The sequence below is a fragment of the Isoptericola sp. NPDC060185 genome (assembly GCF_042728595.1).
Taxonomy (GTDB): Bacteria; Actinomycetota; Actinomycetes; order Actinomycetales; family Cellulomonadaceae; genus Isoptericola.
This window is the reverse complement of sequence record NZ_JBHWYY010000040.1, coordinates 18296-34746: the sequence shown is the minus strand read 5'-3', so window position 1 is coordinate 34746 and position 16451 is coordinate 18296. Positions and strand designations below refer to the sequence as shown.

The following is a 16451-nucleotide window of genomic DNA, read 5'->3' as shown; positions in this document are numbered from 1 at the left end:
ACGCCGGCCCCCCGCTGGCCTGAGCGCCGCGAGGCCCCGCAACCCCGACGCCGCCCCCCCCGGGACTCCCGGGGCGGCCGTCGTGCGTCGCCTAGACTGACCCGCGCTCGGCCGGAGTGATGGAATTGGCAGACATGCGGCGTTTAGATCGCCGTGCCCCCAGGGCGTGCGGGTTCGACCCCCGTCTCCGGCACTCTCGCGACGACCCTCAGTCCAGCCCGAGGGTCTTGCGCACCCGGGCGACGTGCCCGGTCGCCTTGACGTTGTACTGCGCCACGGCGACGGTGCCGTCGGGGGCGACGACGACGGTGGAGCGGATGACGCCCACGTACGTCTTGCCGTAGTTCTTCTTCTCGCCCCAGGCGCCCCACGCCTCGAGCGCGGCGTGCTCGGTGTCGGCGAGGAGGGGGAACGTCAGGGCGTCGCGCTCGGCGAACGTCGTGAGCTTGTCCACGCCGTCGGGGGAGACGCCGACGACGGCGTAGCCGGCGCCCTGCAGGGAGGCGAGCGAGTCGCGGAAGTCGCAGGCCTCGGTGGTGCAGCCCGGCGTCATGGCGGCGGGGTAGAAGTACACGACGACGCCCTTGCGGCCCGGCTCGGCGAGCGCGTCGGCCAGCGAGAAGGTGCCGGTGGTGTGGCCGGTGCCGGCGGGCTCGGGCAGGACGGCGGGCAGCTCGAGGGCGGGGGCGGCGTCGCCGACGGCGAGACGGGTCACGGGGGCTCCTTCGGGGTGCGTGCTTCGGGCGGCGGGCGGTGCCCGACGACGGGTCGCGGGCGCGGGCTCGGCGTCGAGCCTAGACGCCCGGGTCGTCTAGCGTGGGGCCCGTGACCGACGCCACGCCCCGCACCACGTCCCCCGGCAAGCCGCTGCCCATCCGGATGCTCCACGACCGGCTGCTGGTGCAGCCGGAGGTGGACTCGTCCGAGCGGCAGTCGACGGCGGGGCTCGTGATCCCCGCGACGGCGTCCGGGCCCAAGCGGCTCGCGTGGGCCCAGGTGGTGGCGAAGGGCGAGCACGTGCGCCAGGTGGCCGTCGGCGACCGCGTCCTGTACGACCCGGAGGACCGTGCCGAGGTGGACCTCGGGGGCACCGACTACGTGCTGCTGCGCGAGCGCGACGTGCACGGCGTCACCGAGACCGACGACGACAGCGGGGCCACGGGCCTCTACCTCTGACCTCTGGGACAGTGGGGCGCATGACCGGCGACGACGCCCGACCCGCGGACCCCCTGGACCTCCTTGCGCTCGACGACGAGCTGAGCCCTGGGGAGCGCGACACCCGCGACCGCGTGCGGGCGCTGGTGGACGAGCACGTCCGCCCCCACGTCGCGGGGTGGTTCGCGGACGGCGTCTTCCCGCGCGACCTGGTGCCGAGGCTCGCGGAGGCGGGCCTGCTCGGCATGCACCTGCAGGGCTACGGTTGCGCCGGGCGCTCGGCGGTGGAGTACGGGCTCGCCATGGCCGAGCTCGAGGCCGGCGACTCGGGGATCCGCACGTTCGTGTCCGTGCAGGGCTCGCTGGCCATGTCGGCGATCGCGAAGCACGGGTCGCCCGCGCAGCGCGAACGGTGGCTGCCGGGGATGGCGGCGGGGGAGACGATCGGCTGCTTCGCGCTCACCGAGCCCGGTTCCGGCTCCGACCCGGCCTCGATGACGACGACGGCGACGCGCGTCGGGGACGAGTGGGTGCTGTCCGGCCGCAAGCGCTGGATCGGGCTCGCGTCGATCGCGGACGTCGCCGTGGTGTGGGCGCGCGCCGTGGACCCGGCCGAGGACGGCGAGAACGGCGAGGAGGCGAAGCCGCGGGTGCGCGGGTTCCTGGTGCCGACGTCGACGCCCGGGTTCGTCGCGACGCCGATCGAGCCGAAGCTCTCCCTGCGGGCGTCCGTCCAGTGCGACGTCGTGCTCGACGACGTGCGCCTGCCGCCCGACGCGATCCTGCCGCTGCACCCGGGCCTGGCCGGGCCGTTCGCGTGCCTCGACGAGGCGCGGTACGGCATCGCGTGGGGCGCGACCGGGGCGGCCCGCGACTGCCTGGACGCCGCGCTGCGCCGCGCCGGGGAGCGGGTCCAGTTCGGCCGCCCGCTGGCGGCCTTCCAGCTCACCCAGGCGAAGCTGGTGGACATGGCGCTCGAGGTCTCGCGGGGGCAGCTCCTCGCGCTGCGCCTGGGGCGGCTCAAGGACGCCGGGCGGCTGGAGCCGCACATGATCTCGGCGGGCAAGCTCGCCAACGTGCGCGGCGCGATCGAGGTGGCGCGGACCGCGCGCACCGTGCTCGGCGGCGACGGGATCACCCTCGAGCACTCGCCCATGCGGCACGCCGCCAACCTCGAGTCGGTGCGCACCTACGAGGGCACCGACGAGGTGCACACGCTGATCCTCGGGCGGCACCTGACGGGCGTGCAGGCGTTCCGCTGAATGCTGACAGCCCGCCAGGGCGGCTGTCACCGAGGTCACAGCGCTGACCGGGCACGACGGTTTCCCGGCACGTGCCGACGGCTGGTAATGTTTCTCACCGCCGGCGCCATTAGCTCAATTGGCAGAGCAGCTGACTCTTAATCAGCGGGTTCGGGGTTCGAGTCCCTGATGGCGCACCAGCAACGAGGTCCTCGCACCGCGAGGGCCTCGTCGTGCGAGGACCGTCCGGGCGCGAGCCGCGGGCGTCCTCTGGCCACGCGCCATTAGCTCAATTGGCAGAGCAGCTGACTCTTAATCAGCGGGTTCGGGGTTCGAGTCCCTGATGGCGCACCACCCAGCCCCGTCCGGCATCGCCGGGCGGGGCTTCGTCGTCCCTCCGTCCGTCGGTCCCACCCCGAGTCGGCGTCCAGACGTCGTCCAGTGTTCTCCCGGTCGCCTGCGGCACGCACCGGAGAGTTCACCCGGCCTGGGAAACCTGGTGCCCCGGGTGAGCCCGGGCTGCCTGCGGGAGCGCCCTTCCCTTCATCGACGACAGGAAGGACGGCACGCTGATGCGGCCGAACCCCTCAGGACGCGTGCGCGCGTCCACCGTCGCCGCGTGCGTCGTGGCGGCGTCGCTGGCGATACCGAGCGCCGGCCTCGCGCCGGCGGCGGCGCAGCCCTCGAGCCCGCCCGAGACCCCGGCCGCGAGCCGGGCGACGGACGTGGCGGGCGGCACGGACGACGGCCGGTTCCCCGGCTTCCCCGGCTGGCCCGACGCCCCGTCGTCGGACGGGGTCGCGAAGCACGGCACGCCGGGCAAGCCCGGGAAGCCTGGCACGCCGGGAACGGCGCCCACGCTGACGCCGCAGGACGGCGCCCACCTCTCGGGCACCACCCGGGTGGCGGCGGGCCCGACGACGGCGGGCGATCCCGTCGGGCGGATCACGGTGGACGGGGCGGACCTGCCCGGTACCGCCGCGACGACCGGCACGTCCGCGCTGACCTTCGACGTCGGCAGCAACTCCGCCGACGTGGCGTTCGGCAACTACCTCGTGGTCAACGGGCACCGCGTCGCGCAGGAGCGCACGTGGGTGTCGGAGCGCGTCGAGGTGCCGGTGCCCAACGATTGGCTGGTGCAGGGCACCAACACGGTCGAGATCCACGCCGGCGGGATCGACTCGTCGTGCGGCGTGAACTTCGACGACTTCGTGGTGTCGGAGGTGCAGCTCGAGCTCCTCGGCGAGACCGCGGGCGACACCGGGAACGCGTTCACCTACTCGATGGGCGACGGCTCCTGCGGCACCAACACCTCCTACGTCAAGGAGGCGACGGTGACGTTCGAGGTCGACGGCGTGCCGGGGGCCACCACGGGCCTCGCCGCCGACGTCGACACGACCGCGCTGGCGAACGGCGCGCACGAGATCGTCGCGACCACCCGGTCCGGCGCCACCGCGACGCACACCGTGCGGGTCAACAACTCCCCGGTCGGTGCGCCCGCGCTCTCCCCGGAGGACGGCGCGCTGACGCGCGGGGTCCGGACGGTCACCGCCTCCGCGGCCGCCGACCGCGAGGGCGGCACGGCGTCGCTCACGGTGGACGGCGAGCCCGCCGCCGGGCCGCGGACCCTCGGCGACGGCGTCTCGGTGTTCTCGTTCGACGTCGGCGCCAACTCGATCGAGACGCGTTACCAGAACCACCTGCTCGTCAACGGCACGCGGCTCGACCTGCGGGGGGAGGGCGGCCGCGACCTCGTCTCCGAACGGGTCCGGGTGGGCGTCCCGAACCGTGTGCTGCGCCCGGGGAAGAACACGATCGCGCTCGTCGCGGGGGACGTGTCCTCCTCGTGCGGCGCGAACGTCGACGACTTCACGGCGTCGGACCTCGCGCTGAGCGTCGCGGACGGCACGGTCACACCTCCGGCCGACCTTAAGGCGTCGTACGCCATGGGCGACGGGAGCTGCGGCTCCAGCGCCACCGCGCTGCCGAAGATCGAGCTCGACTGGACGATCGACGCGGCCGGCGAGACCGCGTTCCCGGCGCTGGGCCACGGCGAGGCCACCGTGTCGTTCGCCGTCGGGTCCAACTCGCTCGACGGGTCCGCGCACAACCTGCTGCGGATCAACGGCATCGAGCGCCGCATCGACCAGACGATCGTCGGCGGCCGCGGGGAGATCACGTTCCCGAACGAGTGGCTGCTGCCCGGCTGGAACGAGGTCGACGTCGTCGCCGGGGCGTTCGAGAACGACTGCAACCTCGACGACTTCACGGTCTCCGACGTCGTCCTCACGCCGGCCGCCGGCACGGCGCAGCAGCAGAACGCCGCGGCGTCGTACGCGCTCGGCGACGGCACCTGCGGGTCCAACCTCAACTCCTTCCGCCAGGTCGACCTGCACTTCCTCGTGGACGCCCCGGCCCGCGGCCTGCGCGCCGACGTCGACACCGCGGACCTCGAGGACGGCGAGCACGAGCTCGCGGCGGCCTCGACCACGGGGGAGCGCGCGACCCGCGTGCTGGAGACCGACAACACCGCGCCGAAGATCGCGTCCTCGACGCCGGCCGTCGGCGCGACGATCACCAGCGCCGTCCCGCTGGCGGTGGAGCTCGCCGACCCGCGCGGAGTGGTCGGCGACCCGCAGGTGACGCTCGACGGCGAGGCCGTCGCGCTCGGCGCGCCGGTCGGGCCCGGCCTGCCCGCCGGTGAGCACACGCTGCAGGTGGCGACCGCCGACTCGCTCGGCAACAGCGCCACGCGCGAGATCTCGTTCACGAGCGCCGGCGTCCCCGACGTCCCGTCCGACCTCGCCCCGGCCTCCGGGACGACGGGCGCCGGGACCTCGGTGAAGCTCTCGGCGCGCGTCGCCGGCCCGGACGGGGGCAGGGTCACCGCGACGTTCGGGCAGGCCGACGTGCTGCCGCCCGGCGAGGTCCGGCAGGGGACGGCGGCCGACGTGCCGGCCGAGCTGAACCCGCGCGGGGCGAGGAAGGTCTCGGCGAAGGGGATGGCCGCCGGCGACGGGAGGACGCTCGCGTCCCCGCAGGCCGACGACGTCGCCTACCAGCGCTTCGACGTGCGGCTGAAGACCTCCGAGGAGCACCCGGTGGTGCGCTGGAGCGGCACCGCCGACCCGGCCCGCGAGGTCTCCCTGCTGGTCTGGGACGTGCGGGCGAAGGCCTGGGACACGATCGCGGCGTCGCGCGGGCAGGCCGAGGGGGACACCGTCCTGGTCGCGCCGGCCGGCCCCGAGCACCGCGACCGCGGCGTCGTGCACGTCATGGTGGCGGCCACCGACCCGTTCGCGGACGACCTCGACGCGGGGCCGGAGGGCTTCGCCGACCCGGCCGACTACGACTTCTCCATCGCGCACATGACCGACACCCAGTACCTGTCCGAGGGCGCGGTCGAGCCGGACAGCGCCGAGGAGCGGGCCGTGTGGGAGTCCGCGTACGCGGGGGTCACCGACTGGATCGCCGAGAACGCCGACGAGCGCAAGATCGCGTTCGTGTCGCACACCGGCGACCTCATCGAGAACAACATCCGCGAGCCGAAGGACGACGCCACGCGCGACGAGGTGACCGGAGAGTTCGAGGTCTCCTCCCGCCAGCAGGCGAAGATCGACGGCATCCCCAACTCGGCCGTCGCGGGCAACCACGACAACTGGTCGGGGGCGGCGGGCGGCGCCGACACGTACAACCGGTACTTCGGCCCCGACCGCTACCAGGCCGCGGCCGAGTCGTGGGAGAACGCCGAGTACGGGTCGTGGCGCGAGGGCGACAACTCCAACCACTACGTCCTGTTCTCCGCGGGTGGGCTGGACTTCGTCGCCGTCGGCATGGGCTACGGCGTCACCCGCGAGGAGGCCGAGTGGGCCGACGGGATCTTCGAGCGGTACTCCGACCGCAACGGCATCCTCATGACCCACGCGTACCTCGCCGCCAGCACGCAGAAGGACGGCCGGGACGCGGGCTTCGCCGCGCCGGACGGCTCCCCGCTGTTCAAGTACGTCGTCCAGCCGAACGACAACGTCTTCCTCGTGCTCGCCGGCCACGTCCACGGCGTCACGACCAACGTGAAGCCGCAGGTCGGGCAGATCGCGGACGGCGTCGTGGAGCTCCTCGCGGACTACCAGGCGTTCACCGTGCCCGCCCAGCGGGTCGGCCTCGCCGGCATCGGCGGCCACGACCCGGCCGAGCGGCTGCGGTTCGGGGCGTCGTACTTCCGCCTGCTGCAGTTCGACGTCGACCGGGCCGAGATGAACGTGGACACCTACTCGCCGTTCCTCGACGACTTCGGCGCCGACGAGTGGGACCCCGACGCCCGCTACGACTCCACCGCGGACAACATGGTGCTGCCCGTGGACCTCACCACCCGCACCACGTCGTTCGTCACGGACTCGCTGGCCGTGTACGCGCCGACGCGGGTGATCGGCCGCGAGACGGTCGCCTCCGGCGAGGTCGCGTCGGTGCGCTGGGACCGCCTGAAGCGGGGCACCCAGTACGCCTGGATCGTCACGGCCACCACCCGCGGGGGCGGCGTCACCGCCGCCGAGCCGGCGATCCTCACCACCGGGGGCGGCACGCGGTGACCCTCCGCACCCGGGCCAGGACGGCGTCGCGTCGCGGCGCCGTCCTGGCGGCCCTCGCCGTCCTCGGCCTCACGGCCCTGGCGGCCCTCGCCGCCGTGGCGTCGGCGCCGGCCGCCGCCGCGCACGACGCCACCACCGACGCGTACGCGCGGGTCACGGCCGGCGACGGCGGCCACGTGCACGTCGAGCTCGACCTCGAGTACGACCTGCTCATGAAGTCCGCCTGGCTCACCGCCGAGGCGTACGACGCGCGCGGCGCCTCCGCGCAGGGCGCCCAGCTCGCGAAGCACGCCGACGAGGTCGCCGTCTACGTCGCCGAGCGGTTCCAGGTGGCGGCCGGCGACGACCGCTGCACCCCGGCCCTGGCCGGCGACCCGACGGTGGGCGACCGCGGCGGGACGTCCTATGCCACGGTGGTGCTCGACTACGCCTGCCCGGCCGGGACCGACGACGGCTCGGGGACGCACACGCTCTTCAGCGCGCTGTTCCCCGACTCCGAGACCTTCGTGCACACCACGGAGACGATGGTCGCCTTCGACCTCGACGACGAGCAGGGGTCCGCGGTGCTCACGCCGGCCGACCCGACCGTCACGACGGGGGAGCACCGCACGGCCCACCGGCTCGGCGCGTTCTTCGTGCTCGGCGCGGAGCACCTGCTGCTCGGCCCCGACCACCTGCTGTTCCTGCTGGCCCTCGTCGTCGGCTCGCGGCGCCTGCGCGACGTCGTCCTGGTGGCGACGTCGTTCACCGTGGCGCACTCGGTCACGTTCCTGCTCGCGGCGACGGGCGCCGTGAGCGCGCCCGGCGCGGTGGTCGAGCCGATCATCGCGATCTCCATCGCCGCGGTCGCGGCCGGGCACCTGTGGGCGCTGCGGCCCGGCGCGCCGCCGCAGCTCGATCCTCGGCTCGATGCCCGGCACGGCACCGGGCCCGACATCCTGCTCGGCACCCTGCGCGACGCGGCGCGCGAGCCGCGCGCCCGCTGGTACGACCTGAGCCGGGCGGACGTCGCCCGCCTGGCCGTCGTGTTCGCCTTCGGGCTGGTGCACGGGCTCGGCTTCGCCGGTGCGCTGGGGCTCGACGAGCCGTGGTCGTGGGGGCTGCTCGGGTCCCTGCTCGTGTTCAACGTGGGCATCGAGGCCGTGCAGCTCGCGCTGATCGCGGTGGTGTTCCCGCTGCTCGTGCTGCTGCGGCGCCGGACGCCGGGCACCGCGCGGTGGGTGACCGCGGTCGTCGCCGCCGGGGTCGCGGTCGTGGGGCTGTTCTGGTTCGCGCAACGGGTGCTCGGGCTGGGCTGACACGCCCGGCGACCGGCGCGCGCCGGGCCGCGAACGGGCGGACGATGGCCCGATGATCTCCACCGAGCTCGCGGCCCGGCTGCGCGACGCAGGGCTGGTCTGGCGCCCCGCCGACGGGGACCGGTTCCGGATCGACGCCCCCGAGCTGTCCGACGACGTCTTCACCGTCAGCACGATGACGATCCAGGCGCACGAGTTCCCGACGGGCACGATCCTCGGGTTCAACGGGACGACCGAGTGGGCGCTCGACTCCGTGGCCATCGAGGACGCCCTCTGGCTGCCGCGCGAGGACCAGCTGCGCGACCTGCTGCGCTCCACCTTCCTCGGGCTGCGGCGCACGACACGGGACGATGCCCAGGACGGCGCGCGGGACCGGTACGAGGTGGACGTCGAGCTGCTCGGCGAGCGGCGGACGTTCGCCGACGACGACCCTGCGGAGGCGTACGGCGCAGCGCTGCTCGCCCTCGTGGAGCTCAGCTCCTGACCGGTCTCCCGCCGGCGTCCGTCTACCCTTGAGCCGTGCCCGATCCCGTGACGTCCGAGTCCGTCGACCCGCGCTACCACCGCCAGCCGGTCAGCTTCGTGCGGCGCAGCGCGCGCCTCACGGCCGCGCAGCGCAAGGCCTGGGACACCCGGCGTGACCGCTACCTGGTCGACGTGCCCCGCGACCTCGCGGTGACGTCCGTCGACCCGGCGTGGCGGCTCGACCCGGCGCAGGTCTTCGGCCGGACGGCGCCGCTGGTCGTGGAGATCGGCTCGGGGCAGGGCGAGGCGATCGTGGCGGCCGCGGCCGCGCACCCCGAGCGCGACCACCTGGCCGTCGAGGTCTACACGCCGGGACTGGCGCAGGCCATCGTGCGGGCCGGGCACGCCGGCGCCGACCCGGGCCGCGACGGGGGCGCGCCCGGCAACGAGCTCGACAACCTGCGCCTCGCGCAGGCGAACGCCGCCGAGCTGCTCGCCACCGCGCTGCCGGAGGCGTCCGTCGACGAGCTGTGGGTGTTCTTCCCCGACCCCTGGCACAAGTCCCGCCACCAGAAGCGGCGGCTGGTCACCCCCGAGTTCGCCCGGCTCGCCGCGCGGGTGCTGCACCCCGGCGGGGTGCTCCGCCTGGCCACGGACTGGGTGGAGTACGCGGACCAGATGGTCGAGGTGCTCGACGCCAGCGGCGACCTTCGCAACGCGCACGGGGCGGGCACCCCGGCGCCGCGCTTCGACGGCCGCGTGCTGACCAGCTTCGAGAAGAAGGGCACGGCGGCCGGGCGCGTCGTGACGGACCTGGAGTACGTGCGCCGCTGACCCTCCCGCGGTCCGGCGAGTCCCCGACGCGCCGTTTTGTGGCTTGCGCCACATGCGCCCCCTCTAGCAAGGTGTGCCACGCGAAACGTTCTCGACCGGGGCAGCGTGGCCCCGGGCCGATCGCATGAGCCAACGGAGGCATCATGAGCGACCTGTCCACGGCGGAGCCGCCGCCAGGGGAGACCGAGTACCAGCGGGTGCAGCGGTCCGACGAGTTCCAGGGGCTGCGGCGCGCGTTCCGGAACTTCGTCTTCCCGATGACGGCCCTGTTCCTCGTCTGGTACTTCGTCTACGTCCTGCTCGCCAACTACGCCCACGACTTCATGAGCATCCGCCTGAGCGGGAGCAACATCACGGTCGGCCTGCTGTTCGGGCTCGGCCAGTTCGTCTCCACGTTCGTCATCACGATGCTCTACGCCCGCTGGGCCAACAAGAAGTTCGACGCGCGGGCGGACGCGCTGCGCCGCGAGATCGAGGAGGGCGAGCTGTGATCGGCATCCTGTCCACGTCCGTCGCGGGCGTCGCGGGCGCCCCCGTCGTCTCCGCGGCCGAGGCCACCGACGTCGGCAACCCCTGGGTGAACATCGGCATCTTCGCCGCGTTCGTGCTGGTCACGCTGGTGATCGTGTTCCGTGCCTCGCGGCAGAACAAGTCCGCCGCCGACTTCTACGCCGGCGGGCGCAACTTCACCGGGCCGCAGAACGGCACCGCGATCGCCGGCGACTACCTGTCGGCCGCGTCGTTCCTCGGCATCTGCGGTGCCATCGCGATCAACGGGTACGACGGCTTCCTCTACTCGATCGGGTTCCTCGTCGCGTGGCTCGTCGCCCTGCTGCTGGTCGCCGAGCTGCTGCGCAACACCGGCAAGTTCACGATGGCGGACGTGCTCTCCTTCCGGCTGCGCCAGCGGCCGGTCCGAATGGCGGCGGCGCTCGCCACCCTGCTCGTCGTCTTCTTCTACCTGCTCGCCCAGATGGCCGGCGCCGGCGGCCTCGTCGCCCTGCTGCTGGGCGTCGACAGCCGCGCCGGGCAGAGCCTCGTCATCGCCGTCGTCGGCGCGCTGATGATCCTCTACGTGCTGGTGGGCGGCATGAAGGGCACCACCTGGGTGCAGATCATCAAGGCGGTGCTGCTCATCGTGGGCGCCGCGATCATGACGTTCTGGGTGCTGGCCAAGTTCGGCTTCAACCTCTCCGACGTGCTCGGCGGCGCCGTCCAGGCGGCCGGCGAGGGCGGCGAGGCGCTGCTCGAGCCCGGCAAGCAGTACGGCATGACCGGCACCAGCAAGCTGAGCTTCCTGTCCCTCGCGCTGGCCCTGGTGCTCGGCACGGCGGGCCTGCCGCACGTGCTCATGCGCTTCTACACGGTGCCCACCGCCAAGGAGGCCCGCCGCTCGGTGGTCTGGGCGATCTGGCTGATCGGCATCTTCTACCTGTTCACCCTGGTGCTCGGGTACGGCGCGGGAGCGCTGGTCGGCCCGGACGCGATCCTCAACGCGCCGGGCGGCGTGAACTCCGCGGCACCGCTGCTGGCGTTCGCCCTCGGCGGGGAGATCCTGCTCGGCCTGATCTCGGCGGTGGCGTTCGCGACGATCCTCGCGGTGGTGGCCGGCCTGACGATCACGGCGGCGGCGAGCTTCTCGCACGACATCTACGCCAACGTCATCAAGAAGGGGAAGGTCAAGCCCGACTCGGAGGTGCGGATCGCGCGCTGGACGGTCGTGGTGATCGGCATCATCGCCATCGTGGGCGGCATCTTCGCCCAGAACCAGAACGTCGCGTTCCTCGTGGCGCTCGCGTTCGCGGTGGCCGCCTCGGCCAACCTGCCGACCATCGTGTTCTCGCTGTTCTGGAAGCGGTTCAACACGTCGGGCGCGCTGTGGAGCATCTACGGCGGCCTGATCTCCTGCATCGTGCTCATCGTCCTGTCGCCCACGGTGTCGGGCGACGAGAAGGCGATGTTCCCGTCCGCGGACTTCGCCGTCTTCCCGCTGACGAACCCCGGCCTGGTGTCGATCCCGCTCGGCTTCCTGCTCGGGATCGTCGGCACCTTCCTGTCCAAGGAGAAGCCGCACCCGGAGAAGTTCGCCGAGATGGAGGTCCGGTCCCTCACCGGCGCCGGCGCCGAGAAGGCCGTCGCCAAGCACTGACCGAGCACCGGGCAGCCGTCCCGGCGGCGACCACGACGAAGGGCCCCGAGGAGACCTCGGGGCCCTTCGTCGTGCCTGGGGCAGGTCAGCCCGCGGACGTCGCGAGCGAGCCGTCGGAGCTGAACACCAGGCCGAGCGTGATCTCGCCCTTCTGCAGCGCGGCCTTGGTGAGCGGGCCGCCGGCGTCCAGCGAGCGGAACTCGGAGAACGTCAGACCGTAGGTGTCCTCGAGGCCCGGCTGGCAGAACGGGCGCTCCGTGCACTCCGGCCCGGCGCCGAGCACCAGCCCGCCGCACGCGGCGGCCAGGTCGCTGAGGGTGGTGAGGTCGTGCTCCTCGGCGAACCCCTGGGTGACGGCGAAGGCGTTCTGGTCCTGGGCGGGCGACGGGGTGCCGAACTTCAGGCCCGCCGCGTCGCCGAGCTCGGTGAGCGCGGCCACGGTGGAGTCCAGGTCGCCGCTCGCCTTCGGCTCGGCGTCCGCACCGTTGGCGTCCTTGTTGAGGAACTCGGTGAGCGTGCCCACGTACTCGGGCACCATCTGGATCTGCTCGCCCTTCAGCAGCGCGGGCAGGTACGTCTCGCGGTTGCCGATGGTGGTGACGGTGGCGTCGTAGCCGGCGCTCTTGAGCACGTCGGCGTAGATGTTGCCCAGGGTGGCGCTCTCGGCGAAGTCGGCCGCGCCGATCGCGACCGTCACGCCCTTGCCGGCGGAGTCGTCCTGGGCGGCGATCCCGGCGTCCTGCACGAACTGGGCCGCGACGTCCTCGGACGTCTTGCGGTCGATGTCGACCGCCTTGTTCAGCCCGATCAGCGTGTCGGTGTCGAGCGCCGCGGACACCGTGTCGAGCAGCGGGATCAGGTCGGGCGCCTGGGACGCGAGGTCGGCGTTCACCGCCGGGATGATGTTGTCGACGGTCTGCAGCTTCTTGTCGTCCTCGAGCACCACGAGCGCGTCGCCGGGGACGGCCTCGCAGCTCGCGGCGGCGGCCGAGCCGGTCGCGGTGGACGTCGATCCGCCGCCCCCGGCCGAGCCGGGGTCGCCGCAGGCGGCGAGCAGCCCCGTCGCGCCGACGAGGGCGGCGAGGGCGGCCGTCGTGCGTCGCAGGGTGGTCGTGCGGTGGGAGGTCATCGTGCTCTCCGTCCGTGGGGGGACCAGCGTGGGATTCGGGTGAACCGCCCTATTCGACCGCGAGGGTCCGGGTCAGGCAACCGGTTTGCAGGACCCGCCCGCTCACCGCCGGGCGGCGGCGCGCAGCGGAGCGGGGGTGACGACGTGCTGCACGACGGCGAAGACGCCGTCGAGCACGAGGGCGAGGGCCGCGACCAGGAGGCCGCCGGCGAGCACCTGCCCGTACCGCTGCGTGCCCATGCCCAGCGCGATGATCTGACCGAGGCCGCCGCCCCCGGCGAGCGCCGCCAGCGGCACGGTGGCGCTGACCTGCACGACGGCGGTGCGCACGCCCGCCGCGACCAGGCCCGTGGCGAGCGGCAGCTCGACCCGGGTGAGCACCTGGCGGCCCGGCATGCCGAGGCCGATCGCGGCGTCGCGGGCCGAGGGGTCCGCGCCGCGCACGCCCTCGTACGTGTTGACCAGCAGGACCGGCACCGCGAAGAGGGCGGCGGCCACCACCGTCGCGCCGTCGCCGAACAGGCCCGCCGTGGCGAGCAGCAGGATGATGCCGAGCGTGGGGACGGCGCGGCTGGCGTTGGTCAGCCACACGGTGACGCCTCCGCCCCGGCGGCCGTGCCCCAGCGCCGCGCCGACGGGCAAAGCGACCACGGCGGCCACGAGCACGGCCGCGGCGGTGAGGGCCAGGTGCTCGCGGCCCAGCTCGAGGATGCCCCCGGGGCCCGTCCAGCTCAGCGGGTCGTTGAGGTAGGCGATCGCGTCGCCGACGACGCCGTTGCCCTCCGCCGCGACGACGGCCCCGACGACGGGTGCTGCCGCGGCGCTCATGCGGCCCTCCCGCGCAGCCAGGGCGTGAGGGCGCGGCCGGCGACCCACAGCACGAGGTCGAGGACGAGGGCGAGCAGGACGCAGGCGATCGTCGCCGTCATGATCTCCGCGCGGTAGAAGTTGTTGCGGAACCCCTGGAACATCAGCTGCCCGAGCCCGCCGTAGCCCACCACGACGCCCACGGTGACGAGCGCGACGGTGGTGACGGTGGCCAGCCGCAGCCCGGCCACGATGCTCGGCAGGGCGTTGGGCAGCCGGACCCGCGCCAGCACCTGCAGCGGGCCGTGCCCGACGCCCCGGGCGGCGTCCACGGCCGCCGGGTCCACGCCGTCGAGCCCCGTCACCGTGTTCCGCAGGATGACGAGCAGCGCGTACAGGACGAGGCCGAGCAGCACCGGCTGGCGGCCGATCCCCATGATCGGCGCGAGGATCGCGAACAGCGCGAGCGAGGGCACCGTGTACAGGATGGCGGCCGTGCCGAGCAGCGGGCCGGCGAGCCAGCGGACCCGGGAGGCCAGGAGCCCCAGCGGGATCGCGACGAGCGCGGCGATGGCGACCGCCTCGATCGTGAGGAGGGCGTGCTCGGTGGTGCGCGCCCACAGGACGTCGGCGTTGTCGGTCACGTACGACCAGGAGAACCACGGGTTGTCCGCGGCGGTGGCGACGGCGGTGACCATGGGCTCGACCGTAGCGGGCGCCCCCGACGCCGCGGCGGCCCACGCCCCGGCGCGCCGCGGGCCGGGGTGTCCGCGGCCCTCGATAGCCTCGCAGCCATGCCCGACCTCGCCCTCAGGCCCGCTCAGCAGCCCGCCCGGCTGTCCGCCGGCATCGAGCTCGACGCCGTCCGCAAGGCCTACCCGGACGGCACCGTCGCGGTCGACGGTCTGAGCCTGAGGGTCGAGCCGGGGGAGGTGCTGGCGCTGGTGGGCCCGTCGGGCTGCGGCAAGTCGACCACGCTGCGGATGATCAACCGCCTCGTCGAGCTGACGAGCGGGCGGGTCCTGGTGGACGGCGAGGACGTCACGCAGGTGGACCCCGTGGCGCTGCGCCGGCGCACCGGCTACGTCATCCAGGACGTCGGGCTGCTGCCGCACCGCACGGTCGAGGCCAACGTCGCCACCGTGCCGCGCCTGCTCGGCTGGGACCGGTCGCGCGTCCGCTCCCGTGTGGCCGAGGTGCTCGACCTCGTCGGCCTGCCCGCCGGGCAGTACGGCCGGCGCTATCCCCACCAGCTCTCGGGCGGCGAGCGGCAGCGCGTGGGCGTGGCACGTGCGCTCGCCACCGACCCGCCCGTGCTGCTCATGGACGAGCCGTTCGGCGCCGTCGACCCCGAGCGCCGCCGCGACCTGCAGACCCAGGTGGCGCGCATCCTGGGCGAGGTGGGCACCACCGTCGTGCTGGTCACCCACGACGTCGACGAGGCGGTCCGGCTCGGCGACCGGGTCGCGGTGCTGTCCCAGGGCGGCCACCTCGAGCAGGTCGCCTCGCCGTTGACCGTCCTCGCGCACCCCGCCACGGACCGCGTGCGGGACTTCGTCGGCGCGGGGGCGCACCAGCGGATGCTGGCGCTCGCCGAGGTGCGGCGCGAGGACCTGGAGGACGCGTCGCTCGTCGTGCAGCCCGCGCCGACGCCGGTCCCGCTCGGCGCGAGCCTCGCCGACGCGTTCGAGGCGGTGGCGGCCCTGCCGACGTCGTCCCAGGGGCGGGTCCCGGTGACCGCCGACGGCGGGGCCGTCGTCGGCTCGCTGACCGCCGCCGGGATCCTCGGGGGGCTGCGGCGCGCGGCCGACGCCGCGGCGCCCGACGCGCCCGAGGCGAGCGGCGCGCACCTGGGCGGGCCGGAGAACTAGGCTCGCCGCGTGACCACGAAGCGCATCGGCCTCGCCACCTGCTCCGCCCTGCCCCGGCTCGACAGCGACGACCGGCCGCTCCTCGACGCGCTCCCCGAGCTCGGCGTCGTGGCCGAGGCCGTCGTGTGGGACGACCCGGAGGTCGACTGGTCGGTCTACGACCTCGTCGTCGTCCGCTCCACCTGGGACTACTCGCCCCGCCGCGACGAGTTCCTCGCGTGGGCGCAGCGCGTGCCGCGCCTGGAGAACCCGGCCGACGTGCTGCGCTGGAACACCGACAAAGGCTACCTGCGCACCCTCGAGGAGGCGGGCGTGCCCGTCATCCCGACGATCTGGCTCGACCCCGACCGGCACCTGTCCAAGCGCGCCGTGCACACGCGCATGCCCGCCTTCGGCGACTTCGTGGTCAAGCCCGTGGTGAGCGCGGGCGCGCAGGACGCGGGCCGCTACCAGCCGGTCTCCGCGCAGTCGCGGGCGCTCGCGATCACCCACGCGACCGACCTGCTCGACGCCGGCCGTGCCGTGATGATCCAGCCCTACGTGACGTCGGTCGACACCGCGGGGGAGACGGGCCTCGTCTTCGTCGACGGCGAGCTGCGGCACGCCGTGCGCAAGCACGCGCTCCTGACCGGGCCTGCGGAGGCGAGCGAGGCGCTCTATGCGGCCGAGCGGATGGAGCCCGCCACCGCGACCCCCGACCAGGTGGACGTGGCCGAGAAGGCCCTCTCCGTGGCGCGCGAGCAGGTCGGCGGCGAGCGCCCGTTCCTCTACGCCCGCGTGGACCTCGTGACCGGCGACGACGGCACGCCCATGGTCATCGAGCTCGAGCTCACCGAGCCGTCGCTGTGGATGCAGCACTCGGGTACGGCCGCGACCCTGGACGCCTTCGCTGCGGCGATCGTCGCGCGGGCCTGAC

General features: G+C 74.0%; 14 protein-coding genes and 3 tRNA genes. 13 read left to right on the top strand and 4 right to left on the bottom strand.

Translation table 11 applies throughout. The features are described from left to right. Positions 1-110 precede the first annotated feature (110 nt). A tRNA-Leu gene (locus tag ACFWDO_RS13800) sits at positions 111-193 on the top strand. Positions 194-208: 15 nt separating this feature from the next. On the opposite strand, the gene ACFWDO_RS13795 is transcribed toward ACFWDO_RS13800, so the two are convergent. Further along, positions 209-715 (bottom strand): peroxiredoxin, encoded by a 507-nt coding sequence (locus tag ACFWDO_RS13795; protein ID WP_380326036.1) that lies wholly within the window; start codon positions 713-715, stop codon positions 209-211. 164 nt (positions 716-879) lie between these two features. On the opposite strand from ACFWDO_RS13795, the gene ACFWDO_RS13790 reads away from it, so the two are divergent. The 10 genes from ACFWDO_RS13790 to ACFWDO_RS13745 all read left to right on the top strand — a co-directional run bounded on the left by ACFWDO_RS13790 (position 880) and on the right by ACFWDO_RS13745 (position 11728). Beyond that, positions 880-1176: a GroES family chaperonin gene (locus ACFWDO_RS13790; protein ID WP_380326038.1), complete on the top strand. Its 297-nt coding sequence runs from the start codon at positions 880-882 to the stop codon at positions 1174-1176. Between the two features lie 20 nt (positions 1177-1196). Then, entirely contained in the window at positions 1197-2417 is a 1221-nt protein-coding gene (locus ACFWDO_RS13785; RefSeq protein WP_380326033.1) for an acyl-CoA dehydrogenase family protein, read from the top strand. A 103-nt stretch (positions 2418-2520) separates the two neighbouring features. Further along, positions 2521-2596: transfer RNA gene (locus ACFWDO_RS13780), tRNA-Lys, on the top strand. 78 nt (positions 2597-2674) lie between these two features. Next, a tRNA-Lys gene (locus ACFWDO_RS13775) sits at positions 2675-2750 on the top strand. 218 nt (positions 2751-2968) lie between these two features. Further along, entirely contained in the window at positions 2969-6982 is a 4014-nt protein-coding gene (locus tag ACFWDO_RS13770; RefSeq protein WP_380326031.1) for a metallophosphoesterase, read from the top strand. Beyond that, entirely contained in the window at positions 6979-8280 is a 1302-nt protein-coding gene (locus tag ACFWDO_RS13765; RefSeq protein WP_380346992.1) for a HupE/UreJ family protein, read from the top strand. The genes ACFWDO_RS13770 and ACFWDO_RS13765 overlap by 4 nt, the downstream gene beginning before the upstream one ends. A gap of 52 nt (positions 8281-8332) precedes the next feature. Then, the gene (locus ACFWDO_RS13760) at positions 8333-8764 is read left to right on the top strand and encodes a pilus assembly protein CpaE (protein ID WP_380326694.1); all 432 of its coding nucleotides are present in this window, start codon (positions 8333-8335) and stop codon (positions 8762-8764) included. A gap of 35 nt (positions 8765-8799) precedes the next feature. After that, positions 8800-9579, top strand: coding sequence for a tRNA (guanosine(46)-N7)-methyltransferase TrmB (gene trmB, locus ACFWDO_RS13755; protein ID WP_380326697.1), 780 nt, complete (start codon positions 8800-8802; stop codon positions 9577-9579). Positions 9580-9722: 143 nt separating this feature from the next. Next, positions 9723-10070, top strand: a complete 348-nt coding sequence (locus tag ACFWDO_RS13750) for a DUF485 domain-containing protein (RefSeq protein ID WP_380326700.1) — start codon at positions 9723-9725, stop codon at positions 10068-10070. Further along, positions 10070-11728 carry a cation acetate symporter gene (locus ACFWDO_RS13745; RefSeq protein WP_380326703.1) on the top strand — a complete coding sequence of 553 codons (1659 nt, stop codon included), beginning with the start codon at positions 10070-10072 and terminating at the stop codon, positions 11726-11728. The genes ACFWDO_RS13750 and ACFWDO_RS13745 overlap by 1 nt, the downstream gene beginning before the upstream one ends. Before the next feature lie 85 nt (positions 11729-11813). Here ACFWDO_RS13745 and ACFWDO_RS13740 read toward each other — a convergent pair whose 3' ends face one another. The 3 genes from ACFWDO_RS13740 to ACFWDO_RS13730 form a co-directional block, all read right to left on the bottom strand. Beyond that, on the bottom strand, positions 11814-12857 hold the full coding sequence (locus tag ACFWDO_RS13740) for a glycine betaine ABC transporter substrate-binding protein (RefSeq protein ID WP_380320684.1): 1044 nt from the start codon (positions 12855-12857) through the stop codon (positions 11814-11816). 102 nt (positions 12858-12959) lie between these two features. Further along, positions 12960-13685 carry an ABC transporter permease gene (locus ACFWDO_RS13735; RefSeq protein WP_380320681.1) on the bottom strand — a complete coding sequence of 242 codons (726 nt, stop codon included), beginning with the start codon at positions 13683-13685 and terminating at the stop codon, positions 12960-12962. Beyond that, entirely contained in the window at positions 13682-14362 is a 681-nt protein-coding gene (locus tag ACFWDO_RS13730) for an ABC transporter permease (RefSeq protein ID WP_380320678.1), read from the bottom strand. Before ACFWDO_RS13730 ends, ACFWDO_RS13735 begins: the two co-directional genes overlap by 4 nt. Positions 14363-14458: 96 nt before the next feature. Between ACFWDO_RS13730 and ACFWDO_RS13725 the strand changes: the two genes are divergently transcribed. Together ACFWDO_RS13725 and ACFWDO_RS13720 are read left to right on the top strand one after the other, a co-directional pair. Beyond that, positions 14459-15535 carry an ABC transporter ATP-binding protein gene (locus tag ACFWDO_RS13725; RefSeq protein ID WP_380320675.1) on the top strand — a complete coding sequence of 359 codons (1077 nt, stop codon included), beginning with the start codon at positions 14459-14461 and terminating at the stop codon, positions 15533-15535. A gap of 9 nt (positions 15536-15544) precedes the next feature. Next, entirely contained in the window at positions 15545-16450 is a 906-nt protein-coding gene (locus tag ACFWDO_RS13720) for a RimK family alpha-L-glutamate ligase (protein WP_380320672.1), read from the top strand. Position 16451: the final 1 nt, after the last annotated feature.